Below are 22191 nucleotides of genomic sequence, written 5' to 3' on the forward strand. Positions count from 1 at the left end.
CGGAGCATCACGCCATGAACGACCTCGATCTGAATCTGATTCCGTACCTCGTCGCCATCGAGGAGACGCGCAACGTGAGCCGCGCGGCCGAACGGCTCGGCGTGAGCCAGCCGCGTGTATCGACGGCGCTCGCGCGCCTGCGCGAGCACTTCAACGATCCGCTCTTCGTGCGCACCTCGCGCGGCATGGAACCGACGCCGCGCACGATCGCGCTCGTGCCCGCGGCGCGCGAGGCGCTGGCGTGCATCGAGCGCGGCCTGCTCGACCGGCAGCACTTCGATGCGTCGGCGAGTACGGACACTTTCTCGATCGCGCTGTCCGATGTCGGCGAAATCGTCTTTCTGCCGCGGCTCCTGCAGGCGTTCGCGAAGGAAGCGCCGAATGCGAACCTGCGCTCCGTGTCGGTGTCGCACGGCGATGTCGAGCGCGGACTCGAAACGGGCGACATCGATCTGGCGGTCGGCTATTTTCCGGACCTGCGCGGCAACAACTTCTTTCAGCAGCGGCTCTTCTCGCATCGCTTCATCTGTCTGATGCGGCGAGATCATCCGTTCGCGAGCGAGCCGCTTACGCTCGAGCGCTTCATGCAGTCCGGCCACGCGGTCGTGCGCGCCGAAGGCCGCAGCCAGGAGATTCTGGAGAATTTTCTCGACAGGGAACGCGTGCGGCGCCGCGCGGTGCTCGAGACGCCGCACTTCATGAGCCTGCCGTTCATCCTGTCGCGCACCGATCTGATCGCGACGGTGCCGCATGCGATCGGCTTCGCGTATGTCGCCGAGCATGCGTCGATCACGCTCGCCGAGCCACCGCTCGCGCTGCCGCGCTTCGATCTGAAGCAGCACTGGCATCGCAAGTTCCACAACGACGCGCGCACGATGTGGCTGCGCCGGATCGTCGCGTCGCTCTTCAACGACGAACTCGACGAGTGGCCCAAGTAGCCTTTAACGCCGGTTGTCGATGCTCCACGCGCCCGGTCCAGCCGCCGCGATGAACAGAAAGATGAACGACAGCAGCACGGCCGGCTCGCCCTGATTCAGGAGCGGCAGAAGGAAATGCCCATTCGGTGCATGTCCGATGAAATATGCGAACGCCAGTTCTCCCGACAGCACGAAGGCCGCTGCGCGCGTAAACAAGCCGATCAGCACGAGCACGCCGCCAACCAGTTCGATGACGCCCGCCGCGCCGAGCAGGGAGAAGAGTGGCAGGCCGTCGAACATCGCGATATGCGGAACGTGAAACAGTTTGGCGCTCGCGTGCGTGAGCAACAGATACGAAGCGACGATGCGCAACAGCGCGTGCGCGTAGCTGGCTAGCGCCGGCACGCTGGGCGAGGCTGAGCGAACTTGAGTCGTAGACATCGGAATAGTCCTATGAAGGTGGATTGCCCTAAGTCTAGGCAGACACCGCCCGTCGATAAATCCGGCTAATATTGGCGTTTTGTTTCCGCACAGGAAATGATCGATGGATGCTTTGACCAGCCTGCGCGTATTTCGCGAAGTCGTCGACGCGGGAAGTTTCGTGAAAGCCGCGGAGCGGCTCGACATCTCCACCGCCATGACGAGCAAGCACGTCGCCAATCTGGAGCGTCAATTGGGCGTGCGCCTCCTGAACCGCACGACGCGCCATCTGAGCCTCACGGAAGCCGGCAACGTCTACTACGAGCAGTGCAGCGAGGCGCTCGACATCCTGCAGGCGGCGGAAGCCGCGGTCGGCGTGCAGACCGCGCAGCCGCAAGGCGTGCTCAAGGTCACCGCGCCGGGCTGGTTCGCCAATCGCACATTCGCCGATCTGCTCGTCGCATATCAGGCGCGCTATCCGAGCGTGCTCGTCGATCTGCGGCTGGAGAACCGCTTCGTCGATCTGGTCGAGGAAGGCTACGACATGGCGATCCGCGCGACGTCCGAGCCGTCGCCCTCGCTGATCGTGCGGCCGCTGTGCAAGATGCCCTTCGTGCTCGCCGGCTCGCGCGCCTATCTCGAACAGCACGGCAAGCTGCGCCATCCGGACGAGGTCGCGCGCCATCGCTTTGTGTTGCCGACGTACACGAACGTCGACTCAGTGACGCTGACGGGGCCGGACGGCGTGTTCACCGTGAAGAATCAGGCTGTGCTCAAGACGAACGATACGTCGATGGCGCTGCAGCTCGTGCGCGCCGGACTTGGTCTCGCGTATTTTCCGGCGTGGATCGTCGAACCCGAGCTGGCGTCGGGCTCGCTCGTGCGCGTGCTGCCGAGCTATACGGCGTTCGCGCCGTCGGTGTACGCGGTGTACACGAGCCGAAAATACATGACGACAAAGGTGCGGACCTTCATCGACTTCCTGTCGGAGTCGTTGGCCGATCGGCCAATTTAATTAGGATTACTCTTATTTTATCGATGAGTCTCGCGTGTGAATATCGCGCCGCTTCCGGATCGGCGCTCGAGACGCGACAGGAAATTACATCTTGCGCCGCCGGGATCGTCCCTGTTACCCGAAAGCGAGGCACGCGCGATATGGATTTCCCTTGGCTTCCCCTGACCTTCAGTCTGACCTTGCTTGGCCTGGCGCTCTTTATCTGCCGCGCCGTGAACGCGAGCCTCGGCGCGCTGAAATGGAACGGCGCACTGCTCTTTCTGGCTCTTTGCGTATTGGCGATGCTTCTGGATTTCACGCTGACGATGGTGTTTGCATCCGCGGGCTTCCATGAGCGCACGAAATACGACAGCCTCGGATCGAGGATCGCGTGGAGCGAGCGGATCGTCACGTATCTGGTTCCGTGCGCGATATCGCTGCTGATGGCGTTGAGGTTTCGTCGGCGTCAGCGCTTCGCGCGCGCGAATGCCCACGGCCGGAGCGAAACGGAGCGCGAAGGCGCGGTGCAGATTCAAACTTCGCCTTACACGCAATCCGAGTTGACGCTTTGACGCGCAGCGAGTGAATTTGGTGAGTGCAACAGCGAAATTGTTCGGAGCAGTTCTACTATTCGTTTCTCTCTGATATACTTTTGCTCTTTCGGGGCGTAGCGCAGCCTGGTAGCGTACCTGCATGGGGTGCAGGTGGTCGGAGGTTCAAATCCTCTCGCCCCGACCAGAAATCAAAGGCTCTCCGGCTTTCGCCGGAGAGCCTTTTTTCTTTGGCCGATCACAGGCCGTCGTATCGATGAAGACGAGCACGAACAATGGCATATAACAAGCTCAACAACCCGCGCGCTTTTCCCGGCAACAGCAACTACGGCATGTCACTGCGAGACTACTTCGCGGGGCAGGCGCTGGCGGGCGCAATGGCCAGCGACAGCCTTCCCATCGACGCGCCACCCGAGCTTCTCGAACAGCGCGCGCAACTCTACTATCGCCTGGCAGACGCCATGCTCAGGATCCGCGCCGAAGAGGAAACCCTGACCAACGCGACCGCCATGATGGGCATGAGCATCTGACGCCGTTCGCGGTGACCGAACGCGGCCGCAATACAGACGCCCAGCGCCCCTTTACTCAGACGTAAAAGCCGAAAAAACACTTGTATGTCAGTGATTTAAGCCTTAGTCTTAAGGTGATATATAAGGAACGGCGCGCCATGCCTTTGTCTGTCCTAGCGACCGCCCAACAGCGGTGTATCCGATCTGGTCGAACCTGTTCCGCCTTGCACGCGGAAGTCGCCCGATGGTTCGATCCGGCGAGCCGCGCGCGCGTCACGCGCTTCGGGCGCATCTATCCCGGCGGCAGCCGCTATGTGTGCGTGAGTGCGACCACGCCCGGCCGATGCTTCGCGCTCTACTTCTTCCACCACGGCACCGACGACTGGCGCATCTATCCGCCGTGGGGCGTCGGGCCAAGCATCGTCTATTGGTCGATCAACGTGAAGATGCCGGTCACCCGTTCCGAAACGGCGGCAGGCCCGAAGCGGCGCTTTCGCGCGGGCATCAAGTCTTAGCCGCGGGCAGCGTCTGCCCGGTCATGGTCTCGTCGACGGCGCGCTTGTACACCTTCGCCACTTCCGCGGCCGCGATGCCTTGCGACCCATCCTTTCCCATCGACGCCAACGTTTCCGAGACCCAGCCCGGACTCACGACGTTCACGCGCAACTTGCCCTGCAACTCGAGCGCGGCCGCGCGCGCGAATCCTTCGACGCCCGCATTCACGAGGCTCACCGCCGCGCTGCCGACCATCGGATCTTGAGCGAGCGTGCCGCTCGTCAGCGTGACGGAACCACCTTCATCGACATGACCGATCGCGCAGCGCACGAGATTCACCTGCCCCATGAGTTTGTTCGCGAGGCTGAAGGCATAGTCGTCATCGGCGAGCGCATCGAGCGGCGCGAACTTCGCAGCGCCGCCGACACACACGACAGCGCCCACCTTCCCGACCTTCTCGTACATCGCGACGATGCTCGCCTTGTCCGACAAATCGACGGCTACGTCCGAGCCCTTGCGGCTCGCGGTGATCACTTCGTGCGCGGGCTCGAGAATCCGTTTGATCTCCGTGCCCAACATCCCAGTTGCGCCAACGAGCAACACTCGCATAAGCCCTCCTGAATCGATGTGATAAAGCCGCAGCGCCCACGCCCGGCGCGGCGACGAGGAACAAGCAAGCAACCATGCTACTGCCGTCGCCGGCGGCGTGCAGTGCGCGTCGTAGAGACGAAAAAAATGCCACGACGAATCGCGGCATTTTGGATGCGGATCACGGCGGCACTCATCCGCCCAGGAGATCGATCACCTGAAGAATATCCTTGCGAAGCTGATCGACATCGACGCCCGGTTGCGCTTGCGCCGACGCCTGGGCGTCGTCCATCTCGGCTTCGTCGCCGATCGCGCGCCCTTGTGAATCGAGCCGGTTGCGCGCACCGTTGATCGTGAAACCCTGTTCGTACAGCAGGTCGCGGATGCGCCGGATCAGCAAGACTTCGTGATGCTGATAGTAGCGTCGATTGCCCCGCCGCTTGACCGGTCTCAGTTGCGTGAACTCCTGTTCCCAATAGCGCAGCACGTGAGGCTTGACGCCGCACAACTCGCTGACTTCGCCAATCGTGAAGTAACGCTTGGCGGGGATCGGAGGCAAGACGACTTTTTCCATCGTCGATCAACCATCGTTATAAGTGATGTCGATTGAAGCGCGGTGGTCATGCAGCGCGGCGCGAGTCTCCGCGCGCCGCCGGGACATCAGCGAGTGAGATCGGTCTCCGCTCCCGTTTCGACCAGCGCCTTCAGCTTCTGACTTGCATGAAACGTGACGACCCGCCGCGCGGCGATAGGGATGGCCTCGCCCGTCTTCGGGTTGCGGCCCGGACGCTGAGGCTTGTCGCGCAGCTGGAAGTTGCCGAAGCCGGAGAGCTTGACGCTCTCGCCGCTCTCCAGCGCATCGCGAATGACTTCGAAGAAGGCTTCGACCATGTCCTTGGCTTCGCGCTTGTTCAGACCGACGTGATCGAACAGCATCTCGGCCAGTTCGGCTTTGGTGAGCGTCGGCGTGTCGCCGGGCGCGCTCGTGGTCGGGGTATCTCGGGTCATGGCGCTACGCTGCGCCGAAAGAAGGGCTTCGAAATCACTCGAGTTCATTTGGTTCATATCGGTAGACCGGCGCTTGCCACATTGAAGACTTGGCGATTGAGACGGAAAGGGCCAACTGCAGGCTATCCGCGTAACCGCGCGCCGTGTACTCGAGCCAGGCGATCCACCAGCGTTTTGATAGCCGTATCGACCGTTTCGTCCTGAAGCGTGCCGCCAGTATCTTGCAACGTTACACGGAAGGCAAGACTTTTCTCATGTGCTCCCAAGCCGCCGGAAGTATTTGATTTTGGACGAAATTCATCGAAAAGCGCAACCCTTGTGACGTGTCTGCAAGCGGCCTCCGAGCGGGCGTTTTCGAGCTCGTCGAGAAGCGCCTGAACCGGCACGTGTTGATCCACGACAATCGCGATATCGCGCCGCACGGGCGGAAATTTCGACACCTCGGACGGCGCCGGCAGCGCACGATCCATCAGCGCGTCGGCATCGATTTCGAAGAGGATCGGCGCGTTCGGCAAATCGTACTTTTGCAGCCAGCGCGGATGCAGTTCGCCGATCCAGCCGACCGCGCGCCCAGCCACTTCGATACGCGCGCTGCGGCCCGGATGCAGCGCCGGATGCTCCGCCTTCACGAAGCGCGGCGCGACCGGCGCAAAGAGCGCTTCGACGTCGCCCTTCACGTCGAAGAAGTCGACGTTGCGCGAAGCCGCGCCCCACTGCTCCTCGATCACCGGACCATACGCGAGGCCGCCGATCATCTTCGGTTGCGCGAAGCCTTCGACCGCGAGTTCGCCCGCCTTCACCGATGCATCGCGATGAAATACACGACCTGCCTCGAACACGCGAATGCGGTCCGCGCGACGGTTCAGGTTATGGCGCAGCACTTCGATCAGGCTGCCGAACGTCGTCGTGCGCATGACCGAAAGCTGGCTCGCGATCGGGTTGAGCAGCCTGATCGGGTTGTCGTTGCCGGCGAAGTCCTTCTCCCACTCGGCATCGACGAAACTGAAGTTCACCGTCTCCGAGTAGTCGCGCGCGGCCACTTCATGGCGCAGCGTGTGGATCGAGCGCTTCGTCTCGTTCGTGATGCGCATCTCGCTGCGCGCGACCGGCGGACGCGCCGGAATCTTCTCGAAGCCGTAAATGCGCGCGACCTCTTCGATCAGGTCTTCCTCGATCTCGATATCGAAGCGGTACGGCGGCGGCGTGACCTTGAAGGTATCGCCGTCGCGCTCGAACGCGAGGTTCAGGCGCGTGAAAATCTGCGCGATCTCTTCGGCACCAATCTCAACGCCGATGATGCGATGCGCGCGCGACACGCGCATCGATACCGGATTGCGCTCGGGCACGTTGACGATCTGATCGTCGACCGGGCCGGCCTCGCCACCGCAGATGTCGAGGATCAGGCGCGAGATGCGTTCGATGTGCTCGACGGTCGTCGAGTAATCCACGCCGCGCTCGAAGCGATGCGCCGCGTCGGTCGAGAAGTTGTACTTGCGCGCGCGGCCGCGAATCGAGTCCGGCCACCAGAACGCGGCTTCGAGATAGATGTTGGTCGTGTCGAGCGACACGGCGGTGCTATCGCCGCCCATGATGCCGGCCAGGCTTTCGAGATGGTGATCGTCCGCGATCACGCCGACCGTTTCATCGACCTCGATGGTGTTGCCGTTGAGCAGCTTCAACGACTCGCCCTTCTTGCCCCAGCGCACTTCCATCGCGCCGTGGATCTTGTCGAGATCGAACACGTGCGACGGGCGGCCGAGTTCGAGCATCACGTAATTCGAGATATCGACGAGCGCGGAAATGCTGCGCTGACCCGCGCGCTCGAGACGCTCGACCATCCATTGCGGCGTTTTCGCGTGCGCGTTCACGCCACGGATCACACGGCCGGAAAAGCGGCCGCACAGATCGGGCGCCATGATCTTCACGGGCAGCTTATCGTCGAGCTTCGTTTCGACCGCGGGCATGTCCAGTTGCTTGAGCGGCGCGCCGGTGATCGCGGCGGTCTCGCGCGCGACGCCGAACACCGACAGACAATCCGCCTTGTTCGGCGTGAGTTTGATCTCTAACACGGTGTCGTCGAGGTTGAGCGCCTCGCGGATGTCCTGACCGACCTTCGCATCGGCGGACAGGATCAGCAGACCGCTGTGATCTTCCGAGAGTTTCAGCTCGCGCGCCGAGCACAACATGCCCTGGCTATCGACACCGCGCAGCTTCGTCGGCTTGATCGCGAACGGCTCGCCGCCCGCCTCCGCTGGCGGCAGCACCGCGCCGATGAGCGCCACCGGCACCTTGATGCCCGGCGACACATTCGGCGCGCCGCACACGATGTTCAACTGCTCGCCCGTGCCGGCATCGACCTGACAGACATTGAGCTTGTCGGCATTCGGATGCTTGGCGACTTCGAGCACCTGCCCGACGACGATCTTCGTGGTCGGCGGCGCGACCGGACGCAGGTCTTCGACTTCGAGACCGGCCATCGTCAGCGCGTGCGCGAGTTCGTCAGTGGAGAGCTTGGGATCGACGAAACTGCGGAGCCAGGATTCTGGGAATTGCATGTGTGTCTACGTTCGAAATGTTTGGAGTCTCGTTCGGCTGCTCGCTTTGGCGCGCCGAACGTCGCAGGCAAGGCCGCCGCTTTACGCGAACTGGCGCAGGAAACGCAAATCGTTCTCGAAGAACAGACGCAGATCCTGCACGCCGTAGCGCAGCATCGTCAGGCGTTCGAGCCCGCTGCCGAACGCGAAACCGATATAGCGCTCAGGATCGAGGCCCATGTTGCGAATGACGGTCGGGTGCACCTGACCCGAGCCGGAGATTTCCAGCCATTTGCCCGCGTTCTTGCCATGCTCGAACATCATGTCGATCTCGGCGGACGGTTCCGTGAACGGAAAGTACGACGGACGGAAGCGCACGAGAATGTCGTCGCGCTCGAAAAACTTCTTCAGGAAGTCGCTGTAGACGCCCTTCAGATCCGCGAAGCTGATGTTCTCTTCGATCCACAGGCCTTCGACCTGATTGAACATCGGCGAGTGCGTGGCGTCGCTATCGACCCGATACGTGCGGCCCGGCACGATCACTTTGATGGGCGGCTTGTTCATGCGCGCGTAGCGCACCTGCATCGGGCTCGTGTGCGTGCGAAGCAGGAGCGGCCGGCCATCGGCGTCATTGGCGTCGACGTAGAACGTGTCCTGCATCGAGCGCGCCGGATGGTTCTCCGGGCTGTTCAGCGCGGTGAAGTTGTACCAGTCGGTTTCGATCTCGGGACCATCGGCGACGTCGAAGCCTATCGTGCGGAACACCTGCTCCACGCGCTCCCACGTGCGCATCACCGGGTGCAGCGTGCCCGCGCCCGCGCCGCGCCCCGGCAGCGTAACGTCGATGGCTTCCGCCGCGAGACGCTGGTTCAGCAACGCGTCCGCGAGCGCCTGACGGCGCGCGTTGAGCGCGGCTTCGACCTGCTGCTTTGCCTGATTGATACGCGCGCCTTCGCTCTTCTTCGCTTCCGGATCGAGCTTGCCCAAACCCTTCAGCAATTCGGTCAGCGCACCGGACTTGCCGAGAAACCGGGCCTTCTCGTTTTCGAGCGTGGTGGTATCGGTGGCGTGTTCAAAGGCGCTTTTAGCGTCGGCGACAATCTGGTCCAGATCCATTGATCCCATCTTTTAACGTCGAAGTTCAAACTGAGGTTCGGTTTTGCTCATCCACGCCTGCAGACTCGCATGCGATGTGCAAAACCGTCCGACCAACAAAAACGGGGCTCGGTGAGAGCCCCGTTTTCTGCCTTCCCGCCGCCGTCAACAACCCGGCGACGAAGAGGCGAACCACGCAGTACTAATTTCGCAATTAGGCTGCAACGGCGGCTTTCACCTGCTTCACGATCGCAGCAAAAGCAGCCTTGTCGAACACAGCCATGTCAGCCAGAACCTTGCGGTCGAGTTCGATCGACGCCTTCTTCAGGCCGTTGATGAACACGCTGTAGGTCATGTCGTGCTGACGCACCGCCGCGTTGATACGCGTGATCCACAGTGCGCGGAACACACGCTTCTTGTTGCGGCGATCGCGGTAGGCGTACTGCCCTGCGCGCATGACCGCCTGCTTGGCGATGCGATAGACGTTATTGCGACGGCCGCGGTAACCCTTGGCCAGACGGATGATCTTCTTGTGACGGGCCCGTGCGGTAACCCCACGTTTTACTCGAGGCATGTTGCGCTCCTATGAGTTTAAGTTGAGGTTAGGCGAACGGCAGCATTGCGCGGACGGAGTTCAGATCGGAATCATGAACAGCCGTGGAGCCACGCAGATGGCGTTTGTTCTTGGTGGTTTTCTTGGTAAGAATGTGGCGCTTGAAGGCCTGACCGCGCTTGACGGTACCGCCCGGACGCACCACGAAGCGCTTTGCAGCACTCTTCTTGGTCTTCATCTTCGGCATGAAACAACTCCAGTTTATTAGATGGTCATGGGTGTGCGGCTGATTCGCCGATACTGCCTGCGAACCCCTTCCCGCCCTTCGAAACCCACGCTCCACTTATGTGCGAGCGGCTCAGTGAAGAACCGCCGCCTTTCATGAGCGCCGCCGCCGAAGCGGCAACGCCCTGAAACTTCCGACAATGCCGCGCCAGCCGCCTTGCGACGGCGCGCGATCCATCGTCCTACCGCTCGTGCTTACTTACCCTTTTTCTTCGGGGCAAGCACCATGATCATCTGGCGCCCTTCCATCTTCGGCATCTGTTCGACCTGACCGAATTCGTCCAGATCGGACTTCAGTCGCTCGAGCATGCGCATGCCGATTTCCTGGTGCGCCATTTCACGGCCGCGGAAACGCAACGTGATCTTCGTCTTGTCGCCGTCTTCGAGGAAGCGCGTAAGGTTGCGCAGCTTGACGTTGTAGTCACCGTCGTCCGTGCCGGGGCGGAATTTGACTTCCTTCACCTGCACGATCTTCTGCTTCAACTTCGCTTCGTGTTGCTTCTTCGCTTCCGAATACTTGAACTTGCCGTAGTCCATCAAACGGCAGACAGGCGGTGACGCCTGCGGCGCGATTTCGACGAGATCCACGTCGAGCTGTTCCGATTGACGGAAAGCTTCGGCCAGCTTCACGATTCCGAGCGGCTCGTTGTCCACTCCGACCAAGCGCACTTCCGGCGCGGTAATTTCACCGTTGATGCGATGTGACGACTTATCAGTAGCGATGTTACGTTTCCTCTAAAAATGAAAAAACAAGCCGCGCTGCGAGTGACTTACTTGAACGCCCGCACTTCCTGGTGCAGACGTTCGAGGAATGCGTCGACTGGCATCACGCCCAGATCGACACCGCCACGAGCACGCACGGCCACGGTTTGCGCATCACGCTCTTTGTCGCCGACGACCAGCAAATACGGCACCTTTTGCAGCGTGTGCTCGCGTATTTTATAGCTAATCTTCTCGTTGCGCAAATCGGACTCTACTCTAAGCCCTTGTTTTTGCAACGATTGGGCCAGATTACCCGCATATTCAGCCTGACTTTCGGCAATATTCAGCACAACAGCCTGGGTCGGGGCGAGCCACGGCGGCATTGCTCCCGCGTGGTGCTCGATAAGAATGCCGAGAAATCGCTCCATTGATCCGACGATTGCCCGGTGCAGCATCACCGGACGGCGGCGGCTGTTGTCTTCCGCGACATATTCGGCGCCGAGACGCTCCGGCAGCACCATGTCGAGCTGCAGCGTGCCGCATTGCCACGAGCGGCCGAGCGCGTCCTTGATGTGGTACTCGATCTTCGGACCGTAAAACGCGCCTTCGCCGGCGAGTTCTTCCCACTGCAGACCGCAAGCGGTCAGCGCCTGGCGCAAGCCCTGCTCCGCGCGATCCCAGATTTCATCGGTGCCCGCGCGCTGCTCGGGGCGCAGCGACAGCTTGATGTCGATGTGATCGAACCCGAAATCCTTGTACACGCTCATCGCGAGCGTGTTGAAGGCGATCGATTCCGCGATGAACTGATTTTCGGTACAGAAGATGTGCGCATCGTCCTGGACGAAGCCGCGCACTCGCATCAGCCCATGCAGCGCGCCCGACGGCTCGTTGCGATGGCACGAGCCGAATTCCGCGTAACGCAGCGGCAGATCGCGATACGAACGCAGGCCGTGGTTGAACACTTGAACGTGACCCGGGCAGTTCATCGGCTTGATCGCGTAGTCGCGCTTTTCCGACTCGGTCGTGAACATGTTTTCACGATAGTTCTGCCAGTGGCCCGACGCTTCCCAGAGCGAACGGTCCATCACCATCGGGGTCTTGATCTCGAGGTAACCGGCATCGTTCACGCGGCGGCGCATGTACTGCTCGACCTGCTGCCACAGTGACCAGCCCTTCGGATGCCAGAACACCATGCCCGGCGCTTCGTCCTGCAGATGGAACAGGTCGAGTTGCTTGCCGAGCTTGCGGTGATCGCGCTTCTCGGCTTCTTCGAGCATGTGGAGATAAGCGTCCTGGTCTTCCTTTTTGGTCCACGCGGTGCCGTAGATACGCTGCAATTGCTCGTTCTTCGAATCGCCGCGCCAATACGCGCCCGCGACCTTCATCAGCTTGAAGACCTTCAGCTTGCCGGTGGACGGCACGTGCGGGCCGCGACACAGATCGATGAAGTTGCCGTGCCCGTAAAGGCGAATCTCATCGCTTTCCGGAATGGACTGGATGATCTCGGCCTTGTAGTTTTCGCCGATGCTCTTGAAGTACTCCACCGCCTCGTTGCGCGAGACGACGCGGCGCGACACCGGCTCGTCCTTCTTCGCCAGTTCCTGCATGCGCTTTTCGATCTTCTCGAGATCTTCGGGCGTGAAGGGACGGTTGTACGAGAAGTCGTAATAGAAGCCATTGTCGATGACCGGCCCGATGGTCACTTGCGCTTCGGGGAACAGATCCTTCACCGCATAAGCGAGCAAATGCGCGGTGGAATGGCGCACGACATCGACGCCTTCCGGATCCTTGTCAGTGACGATGGCAAGCGACGAATCCTTGTCGATCAGAAACGAGGTATCGACGAGTTCGCCGTTGAGCTTGCCGGCGAGCGCCGCCTTGGCAAGGCCCGCGCCGATCGATGCCGCGACTTCCGCGACGGTCACCGGGTGGTCGTATTGTCGGACCGACCCATCAGGCAAACGTACCGAAACCATATCGTTCTCCAAGACGCCGGCGCATGCCGAGCGATTTCGATTTAAGCATTGCCCCGCGATTCACTTCAAAAATCGCAAGGCAAAAAAAATGCGGCCCCGCTATCGAGGGGCCGCATTCACTTTTCACACATACCGCGAAACAATTTGGCAGAAGGCGAAATAGGTCCTCGACTAGCGTCGCTCCGAATTTGTTTCGGTCAACGTTCGACGTGCCATTTCTTTTCGCCTTTTGCGCTGAGCGCTTCTTGCGGTTTGAAATTCCGCGAACCAGGGTCCGCCGAGTTTCGTTTTCGTTGGTAGGCTCGATTGGACTCGAACCAACGACCCCCACCATGTCAAGGTGGTGCTCTAACCAGCTGAGCTACGAGCCTGAAAGAAGTGAGATTATATGGAGCGTTTCGGATTTTGGCAAGTGCTTATCTTCAGAAAAGCCGAAAATATTCGCCGATCCGTTCAACACCTGCCTATTACGCGCGACGTGACGCGCGAATCACGCCCTGCACTTCATCGAGCAGCGTGCAGGCGCGCTGAATCTGCGCCGCGCTCGACACTTCCACCGTGAACTGCATATAAGCGATATTCCTGCGGCTCTGGCTCTTCACGCCGATCACGTTGATCTTCTCGCGCGCGAACACTTCGGAGATATCGCGCAGCAACCCTTGCCGGTCCGCCGATTCCACCGAAAGATCCACCGGATACACCGACGACCCGCGCCCGTTCATCACATCGGCGGACCAGGTCGTGTGCAGCACGCGCTCGGGCGAGCGCTGAGCCATGCGCTTGAACGTCGCGCAATCGGTGCGGTGAACCGACATGCCCTTGCCGCGCGTGATGAAGCCCGCGATCGAATCGGGCGGCGCCGGACGGCAGCAGCGCGCGAGTTGCGTGAGAAGCGCATCCACGCCGACGACGAGCACGCCTGTCGACGCGCCGTGCGCGACGCTTTGCCCGCTGCTGCGCTTCTCGAACTGCTCCGGCGCTTCCGGCTCGGGCTCGGGCGGCGGCGCGTCGGAAAGCGCCTGCTCGATGTTGCGCAGGCTGAACTCTTCCTTGGCTACGACCGCGTAAAGATCCTCGGGCGTCTTGAAGCCGAGCTTTGTCGCGAGCTGCTCGAGGCTCACCGACGTCTTCCCTTCGCGCTGCAAGGTCTTTTCGACGATCGCCCGCCCCGCCGCGATGTGCTCGGCCGCGTCGGCAGCGAGGAACCACGAGCGCACTTTCTGCCGCGCCCGCGCGCTATGCAGATAACCGAGCTGAGGATTGAGCCAGTCGCGCGACGGCCCGCCTTCCTTGACCGCGACGATCTCGACCGTCTGCCCGTTCTGCAGCGGCGTGTTGAGCGGCACCATCGCGCCGTCGACGCGCGCGCCACGACAGCGATGGCCGAGTTCGCTGTGCAGGTGATACGCGAAATCGACGGCGGTCGCGCCTTGCGGCAACGCGATCACGCGCGCCTGCGGCGTCAGCACGTAGATATGATCGTCGTCGAGCGTGGCGTCGCGCAGATGCTGCCAGCCCCGCTGCTCGCCCTGGCCCTCGCCTTCGACGTCATCCTTCCACGCGAGAAGCTGACGCAGCCATGCGATCTTCTCGTCGTATTTCTCGCTCGCCGTCACTTGCCCCGCATAGCCGCGCGCGCCCGCTTCCTTGTAACGCCAGTGCGCGGCCACGCCATACTCGGCGAACTGATGCATTTCCTGCGTACGGATCTGCACTTCGAACGCGCGCCCGTCATCGCCGATCACGACCGTATGCAGCGACTTGTAACCGTTGGGCTTGGGACGCGAGATGTAGTCGTCGAATTCGCGCGGCACCGGTTGCCACAGGTTGTGCACGATGCCGAGCACGGTGTAGCAGTCCTTGATGTCGCCGACGATCACGCGAAACGCGCGCACGTCGTTCAGTTCGGCGAAGTCGAGATGCTTGCCGCGCATCTTCTTCCAGATGCTGTAAATGTGCTTCGGCCGACCGCTCACTTCCGCCTTGATGTGCGCGGTGTCGAGCTCTTTTTGCAGGCGCGCGATCGCCTCGGTCACATAGCTCTCGCGCTCGACGCGCCGCTCGTCGAGGAGCTTCGCGATGCGCTTGTACGTGACGGGATCCTCGAAGCGGAACGACAAGTCCTCCAGTTCCCACTTCAGTTGCCAGATGCCCAGACGATTGGCGAGCGGCGCGTAGATCTCGAGCGTCTCGCGCGGCACGTCCGGCGACGGATCGGTCTTGTGCGCGGCGTGATAGCGCAAGGTCTGCACGCGCGACGCGAGCCTGATCAGCACGACGCGTATGTCCTGCGCGAAAGCGAGCAGCATCTTGCGCAGCGACTCGACCTGCGCGCGGCGCGCGGCCTGCGCATCGCGCGTGTTCTCGGGCAGTTGCGCGAGCGTCGCGCGCGAGCTGAGCGAGCCGAGCCGCAGGAGCTTGCGCACGTCGCCGACGAGCCGCTGCACTTCCGGACCGAAGCGCTCGGTGATGACCTTCTCCGGATCGTCGAGATGCGGCGCCAGCACGAACAGCGCCGCCGCGGCGATCGCGTGCGAATCGACGTTGAGCGTCTGCATGATCCGCGCGGTGCCCGCCGCGTGATCCGCGAGCAGTTCGCCGGTCGAGACGCGCGCATCCTTCGCGTGCTCGCGCACGAACGCGAGCGCGTCGTCGATGGACGGCTCGGGCAGCGTTTCGGCGGGGGCGGCGGTCGAAGTCATGCGGGTAATGCCACTGCTTCAGGCGATGTGACGAATCAGTCGCGTTGCGCGGCGATCACGACGATTTCGACGAGGCACGCCGGATTGGCGAGCTTCGACTCGACCGTCGCGCGCGGCGGCGTGTTGCCTTCCGCGACCCACGAATCCCACACGGCGTTCATGCCCGGGAAATGAATCATGTCCGAGATATAGATCTGCACCGTCAGCAGATGCGACTTGTCGCTGTTCGCTTCTTCGAGCAAGCGGTCGATGTGGCCGAGCACTTCGCGCGTCTGACCGGTGATGTCCTGGTCCGTGTCCTCGGCGATCTGGCCGGCGAGATAGACCGTGCCATTGTGGATGGCCGTTTCGGAAAGGCGCGGGCCGACGTGATGACGAATGACTGCCATTGTGTGTTCCTGATCGATGAATGGTGAAAAACCGGCACAAGCGTACGCTCAGCCCAATATTATGCCCCGCTGCCGCCATTCCCGAGAAAGAACCCCCTGGCGACAGCGATTTGATCTTCCGCAAGAAATGCCGGCGCATGTCCCGCGCCCGGAATCTCGGCGCTCGTCACGGCCTGACCTTTTTCGACCATTTGCGCGACCGTCTCGCGCGAGAGCAAATCCGAAGTCTCGCCGCGCACGACGAGCACCGGCGTCCTGATCGACGCAAGCGCGTTCCACAGATATGCCTCGCCGGCCGCGTTCTGCTCTTCGGTCGCCGACGTGAACGGCGTCGCGATGCCCGGGTCGTAGCGAAAGCCCCACGCGCCGTCGCGCTCATGCAGCAGCGGCGTATTGATGTCCGTCCATTGCGCATCCGTCAGCGGCCCGAACGACGACGCCAGCGCCGCCGCATGCCGCACGCCTTCGTCGAGCGAAGCGAAGCGCGCCGGCTTGCCGAGATAGTCGCCGATGCGCTGTAGCGCGATCGGCTCGATATGCGGCCCAACATCGTTGAGCAGCATCTTGCGGATCGGCGTATTACGCAGCCCGCCGAGCGCCATGCCGATGAGCCCGCCCATCGATGTGCCGAACCAGTCCACCGTCTCCACGTTCAGGCGCGCGATCAGCGTGACCATATCGGCGACATATTGCGGCACGCCGTAGTAGCGCGAGTCGGCGAGCCAGTCGGACAGGCCGCGCCCGACCACATCCGGACACACCACGCGATACTCGTGCGCGAACGCCTGCGCGAGCTTGTCGAAGTCGCGGCCCGAACGCGTCAGTCCGTGCACGCACAGCAGCACGCGCGGATTCGCCGGATCGCCCCACTCCGTATAGGCCATGCGATGCAGACCCGCCTGGCTCGCGCATTGCACGAAGCGCTGACGCGGATCGCTCAAATCGGAATGCACTGCTTCGACGACGATGGATGCGGTCATGGAGAGTTTTCCTCGTGGCAAGTGTCGAAACGATTGTAAAGCGCATCACGCCCGATCGAGCGCGCGCTGGCCAAACGGACGACCTGCCCGCGCGCACCGCAGATGAGGCCGATCGCGCAAAAAACAAAAGCGGGCGAAGCTTCAAAAGCTTCGCCCGCCCGCGATGGTTTCCGAGCCGCGCTCACGCCGCGCGAGCGGCGTTGCGTCACGTCAGCGTTACTTCACGCTCGTGACATCGAGCGGCGCGCCCGTCTTCTTCTGGATTTCCTCGGCGGTCACACCGTCGGCCAGTTCAACGACCTTCAGCCCATTGTCCGTGACGTCGATTACGCCGAGATCCGTGATGATGCGATTCACGACGCCCACGCCCGTCAGCGGCAGCGAGCACTCTTCGAGAATCTTGTGCTGATCGCCCTTCGCGACGTGCTCCATCAGCACGACGACGCGCTTCACGCCAGCGACGAGGTCCATCGCGCCGCCCATGCCCTTGATCATCTTGCCGGGGATCATCCAGTTGGCCAGATCGCCCTTCTTGCTGATCTGCATCGCGCCGAGGATCGCCAGGTTGATGTGGCCGCCGCGGATCATCGCGAACGAATCCGCCGACGAAAAGATCGACGAGCCCGGCAGCGTCGTCACCGTCTGCTTGCCGGCGTTGATGAGGTCGGCGTCGACTTCGTCTTCATACGGCGACGGGCCGATGCCCAGCAAGCCGTTTTCCGATTGCAGCCACACTTCCATGCCGTCCGGCACGTGATTGGCGACGAGCGTCGGCAGGCCGATGCCAAGGTTCACGTAGAAGCCGTCCTGCAGTTCCTGCGCCGCGCGTGCGGCCATCTGGTCTCGAGTCCATGCCATGATTACTCTCCTTTCGCGCGGACGATGCGTTGTTCGATGCGCTTTTCCGGATGCGCATTCAGGACGATGCGTTGCACGAAGATGCCGGGCGTGTGAATCATGTCCGGATCGAGTTCGCCCGTCTCGACGATCTCTTCCACTTCGACGACGGTGATCTTGCCGGCCATCGCGCAATTCGGGTTGAAGTTGCGCGCCGTGCGGCGATAGATCAGGTTGCCGGATTTGTCGGCCTTCCAGGCTTTCACGAGCGAGACATCGGCCGTGAGCGAATGTTCGAGAACGTAGTGGTTCTCGCCGAACTGGCGCGTTTCCTTGCCATCGGCGATCACGGTGCCGAAACCGGTGTTCGTGAAGAACGCCGGGATGCCCGCGCCGCCCGCGCGCAGCTTCTCGGCGAGCGTGCCTTGCGGCGTGAATTCGAGTTCGAGTTCGCCGGCGAGATATTGCCGCTCGAACTCCTTGTTTTCGCCGACATACGACGAAATCATCTTCTTGATCTGGCGCGTTTCCAGAAGCAGACCGAGGCCGAAGCCATCGACGCCAGCGTTATTGCTGATGCAGGTGATGCCCTTCACGCCCGTGTCGCGCAGCGCGGCGATGAGCGCCTCGGGAATGCCGCACAGCCCGAAACCGCCGACGGCAAACGTCTGCCCGTCCTTGACGATGTCCGCGAGCGCATCCTTCGCGCTGGGATAGACCTTGTTCATCTGATTGTCCCTTCCATGTTGAAACCAACTGAAAATCGGCTTTTTGATGCCGGCCCGCGCTGTGTTTAGCGCGTCGCCCGGCCTTTTTGGCATGGCGAAAGAGTACTTTGAGCCGGCGATCCGGCACAATACGCAAAAATACATAAGTCTTTGCCCGCGCACGTTTGGTTCCCGGCGCCTTTTCGCCGCGAAACGCAAGCGCACGCGCGCCCGATTTCACATGCGTGCACTGGATTATCAAACCGCGTTTCATCTCGCGCCCGTCGGGCTCGTGCTTTCGCGCGAGCGCATCATCGAGGACTGCAACGAGCAGGTCTGCGCGATCTTCGGCTATGTGAGCGAGGCGCTCATCGGCAAGTCGTTCGAGGTGTTGTACCCATCGCCGGACGAATTCGCACGCATCGGCGAGCGCATCGCCGCGCATATCAGCAAGGAAGGCACCTACAGCGACGACCGGATCATGAAGCGCAGCAACGGCGAACTGTTCTGGTGCCACGTGACCGGACGCGCGCTCGATCGCGCCGCGCCGCATGCGGCGGGCGTCTGGACATTCGAAGATTTGAGCGCGACGCGGCGGGTCGCGATCGAACTGACGCCGCGCGAACGGGAAATCGCCGCGCAACTGGTGACGGGCAAGACGAGCAAGCAGATCGGACGCGTGCTCGATATCAGCCCGCGCACGGTCGATATCTACCGTGCGCGGCTCATGAGGAAGTACGACACGGGCAATGCCACCGAGCTGCTACAGCGATTGCTCGGCACCTGACATGCACGATCAGAGTGCGACGGGCGAACTCGTTTCGATGGTCCGCCGCAGGTAATCCGGAATCGGCACCGACTTGCCCGCGGCATAGTCGATCCACACGACCTTCGCCGCGCCGCGCGCGTGGAGTACGCCGGGCGCATCGGCGCGAAAGAGCTCGAAGCGCGTGTCGAAGCTGCTGCGTCCGGGCTTGCCGACGAACATCCGCCCGATCACGTCGCCGGGATAGTGAAGCTGCTTCAGAAACTCCATCGACGCGTTCACGATCACGGGCCCGTGCCCTTCGCCGTTGCCGCCCGCGATGCCGATCTCTTCGAACCACGATATGCGCGCCTGCTCCATATAGCGGAAATAGACGGTGTTGTTGACGTGGCCGAAGGCGTCCATGTCGCCCCAGCGGATCGGCATGGACAGTTCGAATACAGTATGAAAATCGTTATGCGTGGTCATTGCCTGCTATCAGAATAAGGGCGATGTTCAGAGCGAAAAGCCATCGTCCGCCGAGATCACCGAGCCGTTCATGAACTGCGATTCGTCGGCCGCGAGCAGCAGCAAGAGACCGTCGAGATCGTTCGGCGTGCCCAGGCGGCGGCGCGGCAGCATCGAAATGAGCTTCTGCCCCTGCTCGGTCTTCCAGTGATGGTGATTGATTTCAGTGTCGATGTAACCCGGACAGATCGCGTTGACGTTGATGCCGTGGCGGCCCCATTCGAGCGCCATCGCCTTCGTCATCTGCACGACGGCGGCCTTGCTCATCGCGTAGAGGCCGATTTGCGGAAACACGCGCAAGCCGGCCACGGACGCCACGTTGATGATGCGATACGCCGGCTTGGCCGCGCCGTTTCCGCGCATGATCATGCGTTTCGCGACTTCCTGCGCGACGAAAAACGCGCCGCGCACGTTCGTGCCGAACACGAACTCGAAATCCGCGGGCGAGACGTCCGTCAGCTTTTGCGTCGTCGACACGCCCGAGTTATTGACCAGGATGTCGATGGTACCGGCTTCCGTCTCGGCATGCGCAACCGCCGATTTCACGCTTTGATAGTCGGTCACGTCGAGCGAGACGACATGCGCCGCGCCGCCCGACGCCTCGATTTCGGCGCGCAGTTCCTTCAGGCGCTCCGTGCGGCGGCTCGCGAGCACCACCTTGGCGCCCGCCTGCGACAGCACTTGCGCGAAACGCTTGCCCAAACCACTTGACGCGCCGGTGATCAGCGCGACCTTGCCTTCCAGGTTGATCGAACGGCCCATTGTGCTTCCTTATTTTGGTTGGCTCAGCCTCGGCGGACGCGCAAGATGCGCCAATGCAGGCTGTTAGCGTCAACACCAATAGCGCGGGTGTCTCAATAATAGTACGATCGTGCTAAATTGGCGAGCTTTGGTTGCAGCCCGCCTCACCTTCCCTGAAAATACGCGATCCCGAAAGGGCATTCTAACGGTACATAGGAGCATTGATGACCCCGGCGAGCCTCATCGAGCAATACGGTCCCCGCGAATCGATGGAATACGACGTCGTCATCGTCGGCGGCGGGCCGGCCGGTTTGTCGGCGGCCATCCGGTTGAAGCAACTGGCGGAGGAAAAAGGCGTCGAAATCGGCGTGTGCGTGCTGGAGAAAGGCTCCGAGATCGGCGCGCACATCCTGTCCGGCGCGGTGATGGACCCGCGCGGCCTGTCCGAACTCATTCCCGACTGGAAGGAAAGAGGCGCGCCGCTCGACGTCGAAGTCACGGAAGACCGGTTCCTCTTCCTGACGCAGAACGACGCGAAGCAGGTGCCGAACTGGCTGCTTCCCGACAACTTCAAGAATCACGGCAACTACGTCATTTCGCTCGCCAACGTGACGCGCTGGCTCGGCCAGCAGGCGGAAGCGCTCGGCGTCGAAATTTTCCCCGGCTTCCCGGCCGCCGAAGTGCTCTACGCCGAGGACGGGTCCGTGCGCGGCGTCGTCACGGGCAACATGGGCGTCGGCAAGGACGGCCAGCCGACCGAGAATTTCCAGCTCGGCATGGAATTGCATGCGAAATACACGCTTTTCTGCGAAGGTGCGCGCGGGCATCTCGGCCGTCAGCTCATGGAAAAGTTCAAACTCAACCAGAATTCCGATCCGCAGGTGTACGGCATCGGCATCAAGGAGCTGTGGGAAATCGATCCGGTCAAGCACAAGCCGGGACTCGTGATCCACACCGCGGGCTGGCCGCTCGATCCCGACACCTACGGCGGATCGTTCCTGTACCACATGGACAACAACCAGGTCATGGTGGGCTTCGTCGTCGGGCTCGGATATTCGAATCCGTATCTGTCGCCGTTCGAGGAATTCCAGCGCTACAAGACGCATCCATCGATCCGTCCGTTCCTCGAAGGCGGCAAGCGCATGTCATACGGCGCGCGGGCGATCACCGCTGGCGGCCTGATGTCGTTGCCGAAGCTCGCGTTCCCCGGCGGCGCGCTCGCCGGCGACGACGCGGGATTCCTCAACGCATCGCGCATCAAGGGCAGTCACGCGGCGATCAAGTCGGGCAAGATGGCCGCCGAAGCCGCGTTCGAAGCCGTGCAGGCGGGCCGTCAGAACGACGAACTCACCGCTTACCCCGAAGCGTTCGACACGTCCTGGCTCAAGACCGAGTTGCATCGCGCGCGCAACTTCAAGCAGTGGATGAGCAAGGGCCTGTATCTGGGCACCTTCATGGTCGGTCTGGAGCAGAAAGTGATGGGCGGCAACGTGCCGTGGACGCTGCATCATCAGCATTGGGATCACGAGATGCTGAAGCCGGCGTCGCAATGCAAGCCGATCGTCTATCCGAAACCCGATGGCAAGCTCACGTTCGATCGGCTCTCGTCGGTGTTCATCTCGAACACCAATCACGAAGAAAATCAGCCGGCGCATCTGACGCTGAAAGATTCGAGCGTGCCGGTCAACGTGAACCTGCGCACCTATGCCGGTCCGGAAGGGCGCTACTGCCCGGCCGCGGTGTACGAGTTCGTCAAGTCCGACGACGGCAACGAGCGCCTGCAGATCAACGCGCAGAACTGCGTGCACTGCAAGACCTGCGACATCAAGGACCCGACGCAGAACATCGTGTGGGTCACGCCGGAAGGCGGCGGCGGGCCGAACTATCCGAACATGTGATTGTTGGCCGCTGGAAGGAAAACGGGCGCCGGGTTAC

Annotated in this window: 24 protein-coding genes and 2 tRNA genes; 8 read left to right on the forward strand and 18 right to left on the reverse strand. The window is 61.9% G+C overall.

Features of this window, described 5'->3' with window-relative positions:
- Positions 1–14 precede the first annotated feature (14 nt).
- Complete coding sequence (locus IAG25_RS11545) at positions 15–938, forward strand: LysR family transcriptional regulator (RefSeq protein ID WP_035503457.1); 924 nt, start codon at positions 15–17, stop codon at positions 936–938.
- Positions 939–941: 3 nt separating this feature from the next.
- Here IAG25_RS11545 and IAG25_RS11550 read toward each other — a convergent pair whose 3' ends face one another.
- On the reverse strand, positions 942–1358 hold the full coding sequence (locus IAG25_RS11550) for a DoxX family protein (RefSeq protein ID WP_187604949.1): 417 nt from the start codon (positions 1356–1358) through the stop codon (positions 942–944).
- A 103-nt stretch (positions 1359–1461) separates the two neighbouring features.
- Here IAG25_RS11550 and IAG25_RS11555 point away from each other — a divergent pair, with 103 nt between their 5' ends.
- The 5 genes from IAG25_RS11555 to IAG25_RS11575 all read left to right on the forward strand — a co-directional run bounded on the left by IAG25_RS11555 (position 1462) and on the right by IAG25_RS11575 (position 3906).
- Entirely contained in the window at positions 1462–2352 is an 891-nt protein-coding gene (locus tag IAG25_RS11555) for a LysR family transcriptional regulator (RefSeq protein ID WP_187604950.1), read from the forward strand.
- Between the two features lie 140 nt (positions 2353–2492).
- Positions 2493–2903, forward strand: coding sequence for a hypothetical protein (locus IAG25_RS11560; RefSeq protein ID WP_187604951.1), 411 nt, complete (start codon positions 2493–2495; stop codon positions 2901–2903).
- 89 nt (positions 2904–2992) lie between these two features.
- Positions 2993–3069 (forward strand) — tRNA-Pro (locus tag IAG25_RS11565).
- An 88-nt stretch (positions 3070–3157) separates the two neighbouring features.
- A complete protein-coding gene (locus IAG25_RS11570; RefSeq protein WP_187604952.1) occupies positions 3158–3412 on the forward strand; it encodes a hypothetical protein in 255 nt (84 codons plus the stop codon).
- Between the two features lie 203 nt (positions 3413–3615).
- Positions 3616–3906, forward strand: a complete 291-nt coding sequence (locus IAG25_RS11575) for a hypothetical protein (RefSeq protein ID WP_187604953.1) — start codon at positions 3616–3618, stop codon at positions 3904–3906.
- Here the strand turns inward: IAG25_RS11575 and IAG25_RS11580 are convergent.
- The 15 genes from IAG25_RS11580 to IAG25_RS11650 all read right to left on the reverse strand — a co-directional run bounded on the left by IAG25_RS11580 (position 3896) and on the right by IAG25_RS11650 (position 18263).
- A complete protein-coding gene (locus IAG25_RS11580) occupies positions 3896–4495 on the reverse strand; it encodes a short chain dehydrogenase (RefSeq protein ID WP_187604954.1) in 600 nt (199 codons plus the stop codon). The genes IAG25_RS11575 and IAG25_RS11580 overlap by 11 nt on opposite strands.
- 172 nt (positions 4496–4667) lie before the next feature.
- Entirely contained in the window at positions 4668–5048 is a 381-nt protein-coding gene (locus tag IAG25_RS11585; RefSeq protein ID WP_187604955.1) for a MerR family transcriptional regulator, read from the reverse strand.
- Positions 5049–5134: 86 nt separating this feature from the next.
- Entirely contained in the window at positions 5135–5539 is a 405-nt protein-coding gene (locus tag IAG25_RS11590; protein ID WP_035503442.1) for an integration host factor subunit alpha, read from the reverse strand.
- 65 nt (positions 5540–5604) lie between these two features.
- Complete coding sequence (pheT, locus tag IAG25_RS11595) at positions 5605–8037, reverse strand: phenylalanine--tRNA ligase subunit beta (RefSeq protein WP_187604956.1); 2433 nt, start codon at positions 8035–8037, stop codon at positions 5605–5607.
- A gap of 81 nt (positions 8038–8118) precedes the next feature.
- On the reverse strand, positions 8119–9132 hold the full coding sequence (gene pheS / locus IAG25_RS11600; RefSeq protein WP_187604957.1) for a phenylalanine--tRNA ligase subunit alpha: 1014 nt from the start codon (positions 9130–9132) through the stop codon (positions 8119–8121).
- 193 nt (positions 9133–9325) lie between these two features.
- Complete coding sequence (gene rplT, locus IAG25_RS11605) at positions 9326–9685, reverse strand: 50S ribosomal protein L20 (protein ID WP_008350196.1); 360 nt, start codon at positions 9683–9685, stop codon at positions 9326–9328.
- Positions 9686–9713: 28 nt separating this feature from the next.
- On the reverse strand, positions 9714–9911 hold the full coding sequence (gene rpmI / locus IAG25_RS11610; protein ID WP_006052501.1) for a 50S ribosomal protein L35: 198 nt from the start codon (positions 9909–9911) through the stop codon (positions 9714–9716).
- 233 nt (positions 9912–10144) lie between these two features.
- On the reverse strand, positions 10145–10672 hold the full coding sequence (gene infC / locus IAG25_RS11615; protein ID WP_075583873.1) for a translation initiation factor IF-3: 528 nt from the start codon (positions 10670–10672) through the stop codon (positions 10145–10147).
- Between the two features lie 47 nt (positions 10673–10719).
- The gene (thrS, locus tag IAG25_RS11620; protein WP_187604958.1) at positions 10720–12627 is read right to left on the reverse strand and encodes a threonine--tRNA ligase; all 1908 of its coding nucleotides are present in this window, start codon (positions 12625–12627) and stop codon (positions 10720–10722) included.
- Between the two features lie 294 nt (positions 12628–12921).
- Positions 12922–12998: transfer RNA gene (locus tag IAG25_RS11625), tRNA-Val, on the reverse strand.
- 96 nt (positions 12999–13094) lie between these two features.
- On the reverse strand, positions 13095–15329 hold the full coding sequence (locus tag IAG25_RS11630) for a RelA/SpoT family protein (RefSeq protein ID WP_187604959.1): 2235 nt from the start codon (positions 15327–15329) through the stop codon (positions 13095–13097).
- A 35-nt stretch (positions 15330–15364) separates the two neighbouring features.
- Positions 15365–15718, reverse strand: coding sequence for a RidA family protein (locus tag IAG25_RS11635; protein ID WP_035503429.1), 354 nt, complete (start codon positions 15716–15718; stop codon positions 15365–15367).
- Positions 15719–15777: 59 nt separating this feature from the next.
- Entirely contained in the window at positions 15778–16698 is a 921-nt protein-coding gene (locus tag IAG25_RS11640; RefSeq protein ID WP_187604960.1) for an alpha/beta fold hydrolase, read from the reverse strand.
- 216 nt (positions 16699–16914) lie between these two features.
- A complete protein-coding gene (locus IAG25_RS11645; protein ID WP_035503424.1) occupies positions 16915–17556 on the reverse strand; it encodes a CoA transferase subunit B in 642 nt (213 codons plus the stop codon).
- Positions 17557–17558: 2 nt separating this feature from the next.
- Positions 17559–18263: a CoA transferase subunit A gene (locus IAG25_RS11650; protein WP_035503422.1), complete on the reverse strand. Its 705-nt coding sequence runs from the start codon at positions 18261–18263 to the stop codon at positions 17559–17561.
- Positions 18264–18483: 220 nt separating this feature from the next.
- Here IAG25_RS11650 and IAG25_RS11655 point away from each other — a divergent pair, with 220 nt between their 5' ends.
- On the forward strand, positions 18484–19029 hold the full coding sequence (locus IAG25_RS11655; RefSeq protein WP_035503561.1) for a LuxR C-terminal-related transcriptional regulator: 546 nt from the start codon (positions 18484–18486) through the stop codon (positions 19027–19029).
- Between the two features lie 9 nt (positions 19030–19038).
- On the opposite strand, the gene IAG25_RS11660 is transcribed toward IAG25_RS11655, so the two are convergent.
- Entirely contained in the window at positions 19039–19476 is a 438-nt protein-coding gene (locus IAG25_RS11660; protein WP_187604961.1) for an acyl-CoA thioesterase, read from the reverse strand.
- Positions 19477–19503: 27 nt separating this feature from the next.
- The gene (locus tag IAG25_RS11665) at positions 19504–20277 is read right to left on the reverse strand and encodes an SDR family oxidoreductase (protein ID WP_035503417.1); all 774 of its coding nucleotides are present in this window, start codon (positions 20275–20277) and stop codon (positions 19504–19506) included.
- Positions 20278–20480: 203 nt separating this feature from the next.
- Here IAG25_RS11665 and IAG25_RS11670 point away from each other — a divergent pair, with 203 nt between their 5' ends.
- Positions 20481–22154: an electron transfer flavoprotein-ubiquinone oxidoreductase gene (locus tag IAG25_RS11670; RefSeq protein ID WP_187604962.1), complete on the forward strand. Its 1674-nt coding sequence runs from the start codon at positions 20481–20483 to the stop codon at positions 22152–22154.
- Positions 22155–22191: the final 37 nt, after the last annotated feature.

This window comes from Caballeronia sp. EK (genome assembly GCF_014384845.1).
GTDB classification, from domain to species: Bacteria; Pseudomonadota; Gammaproteobacteria; order Burkholderiales; family Burkholderiaceae; genus Caballeronia; species Caballeronia jiangsuensis.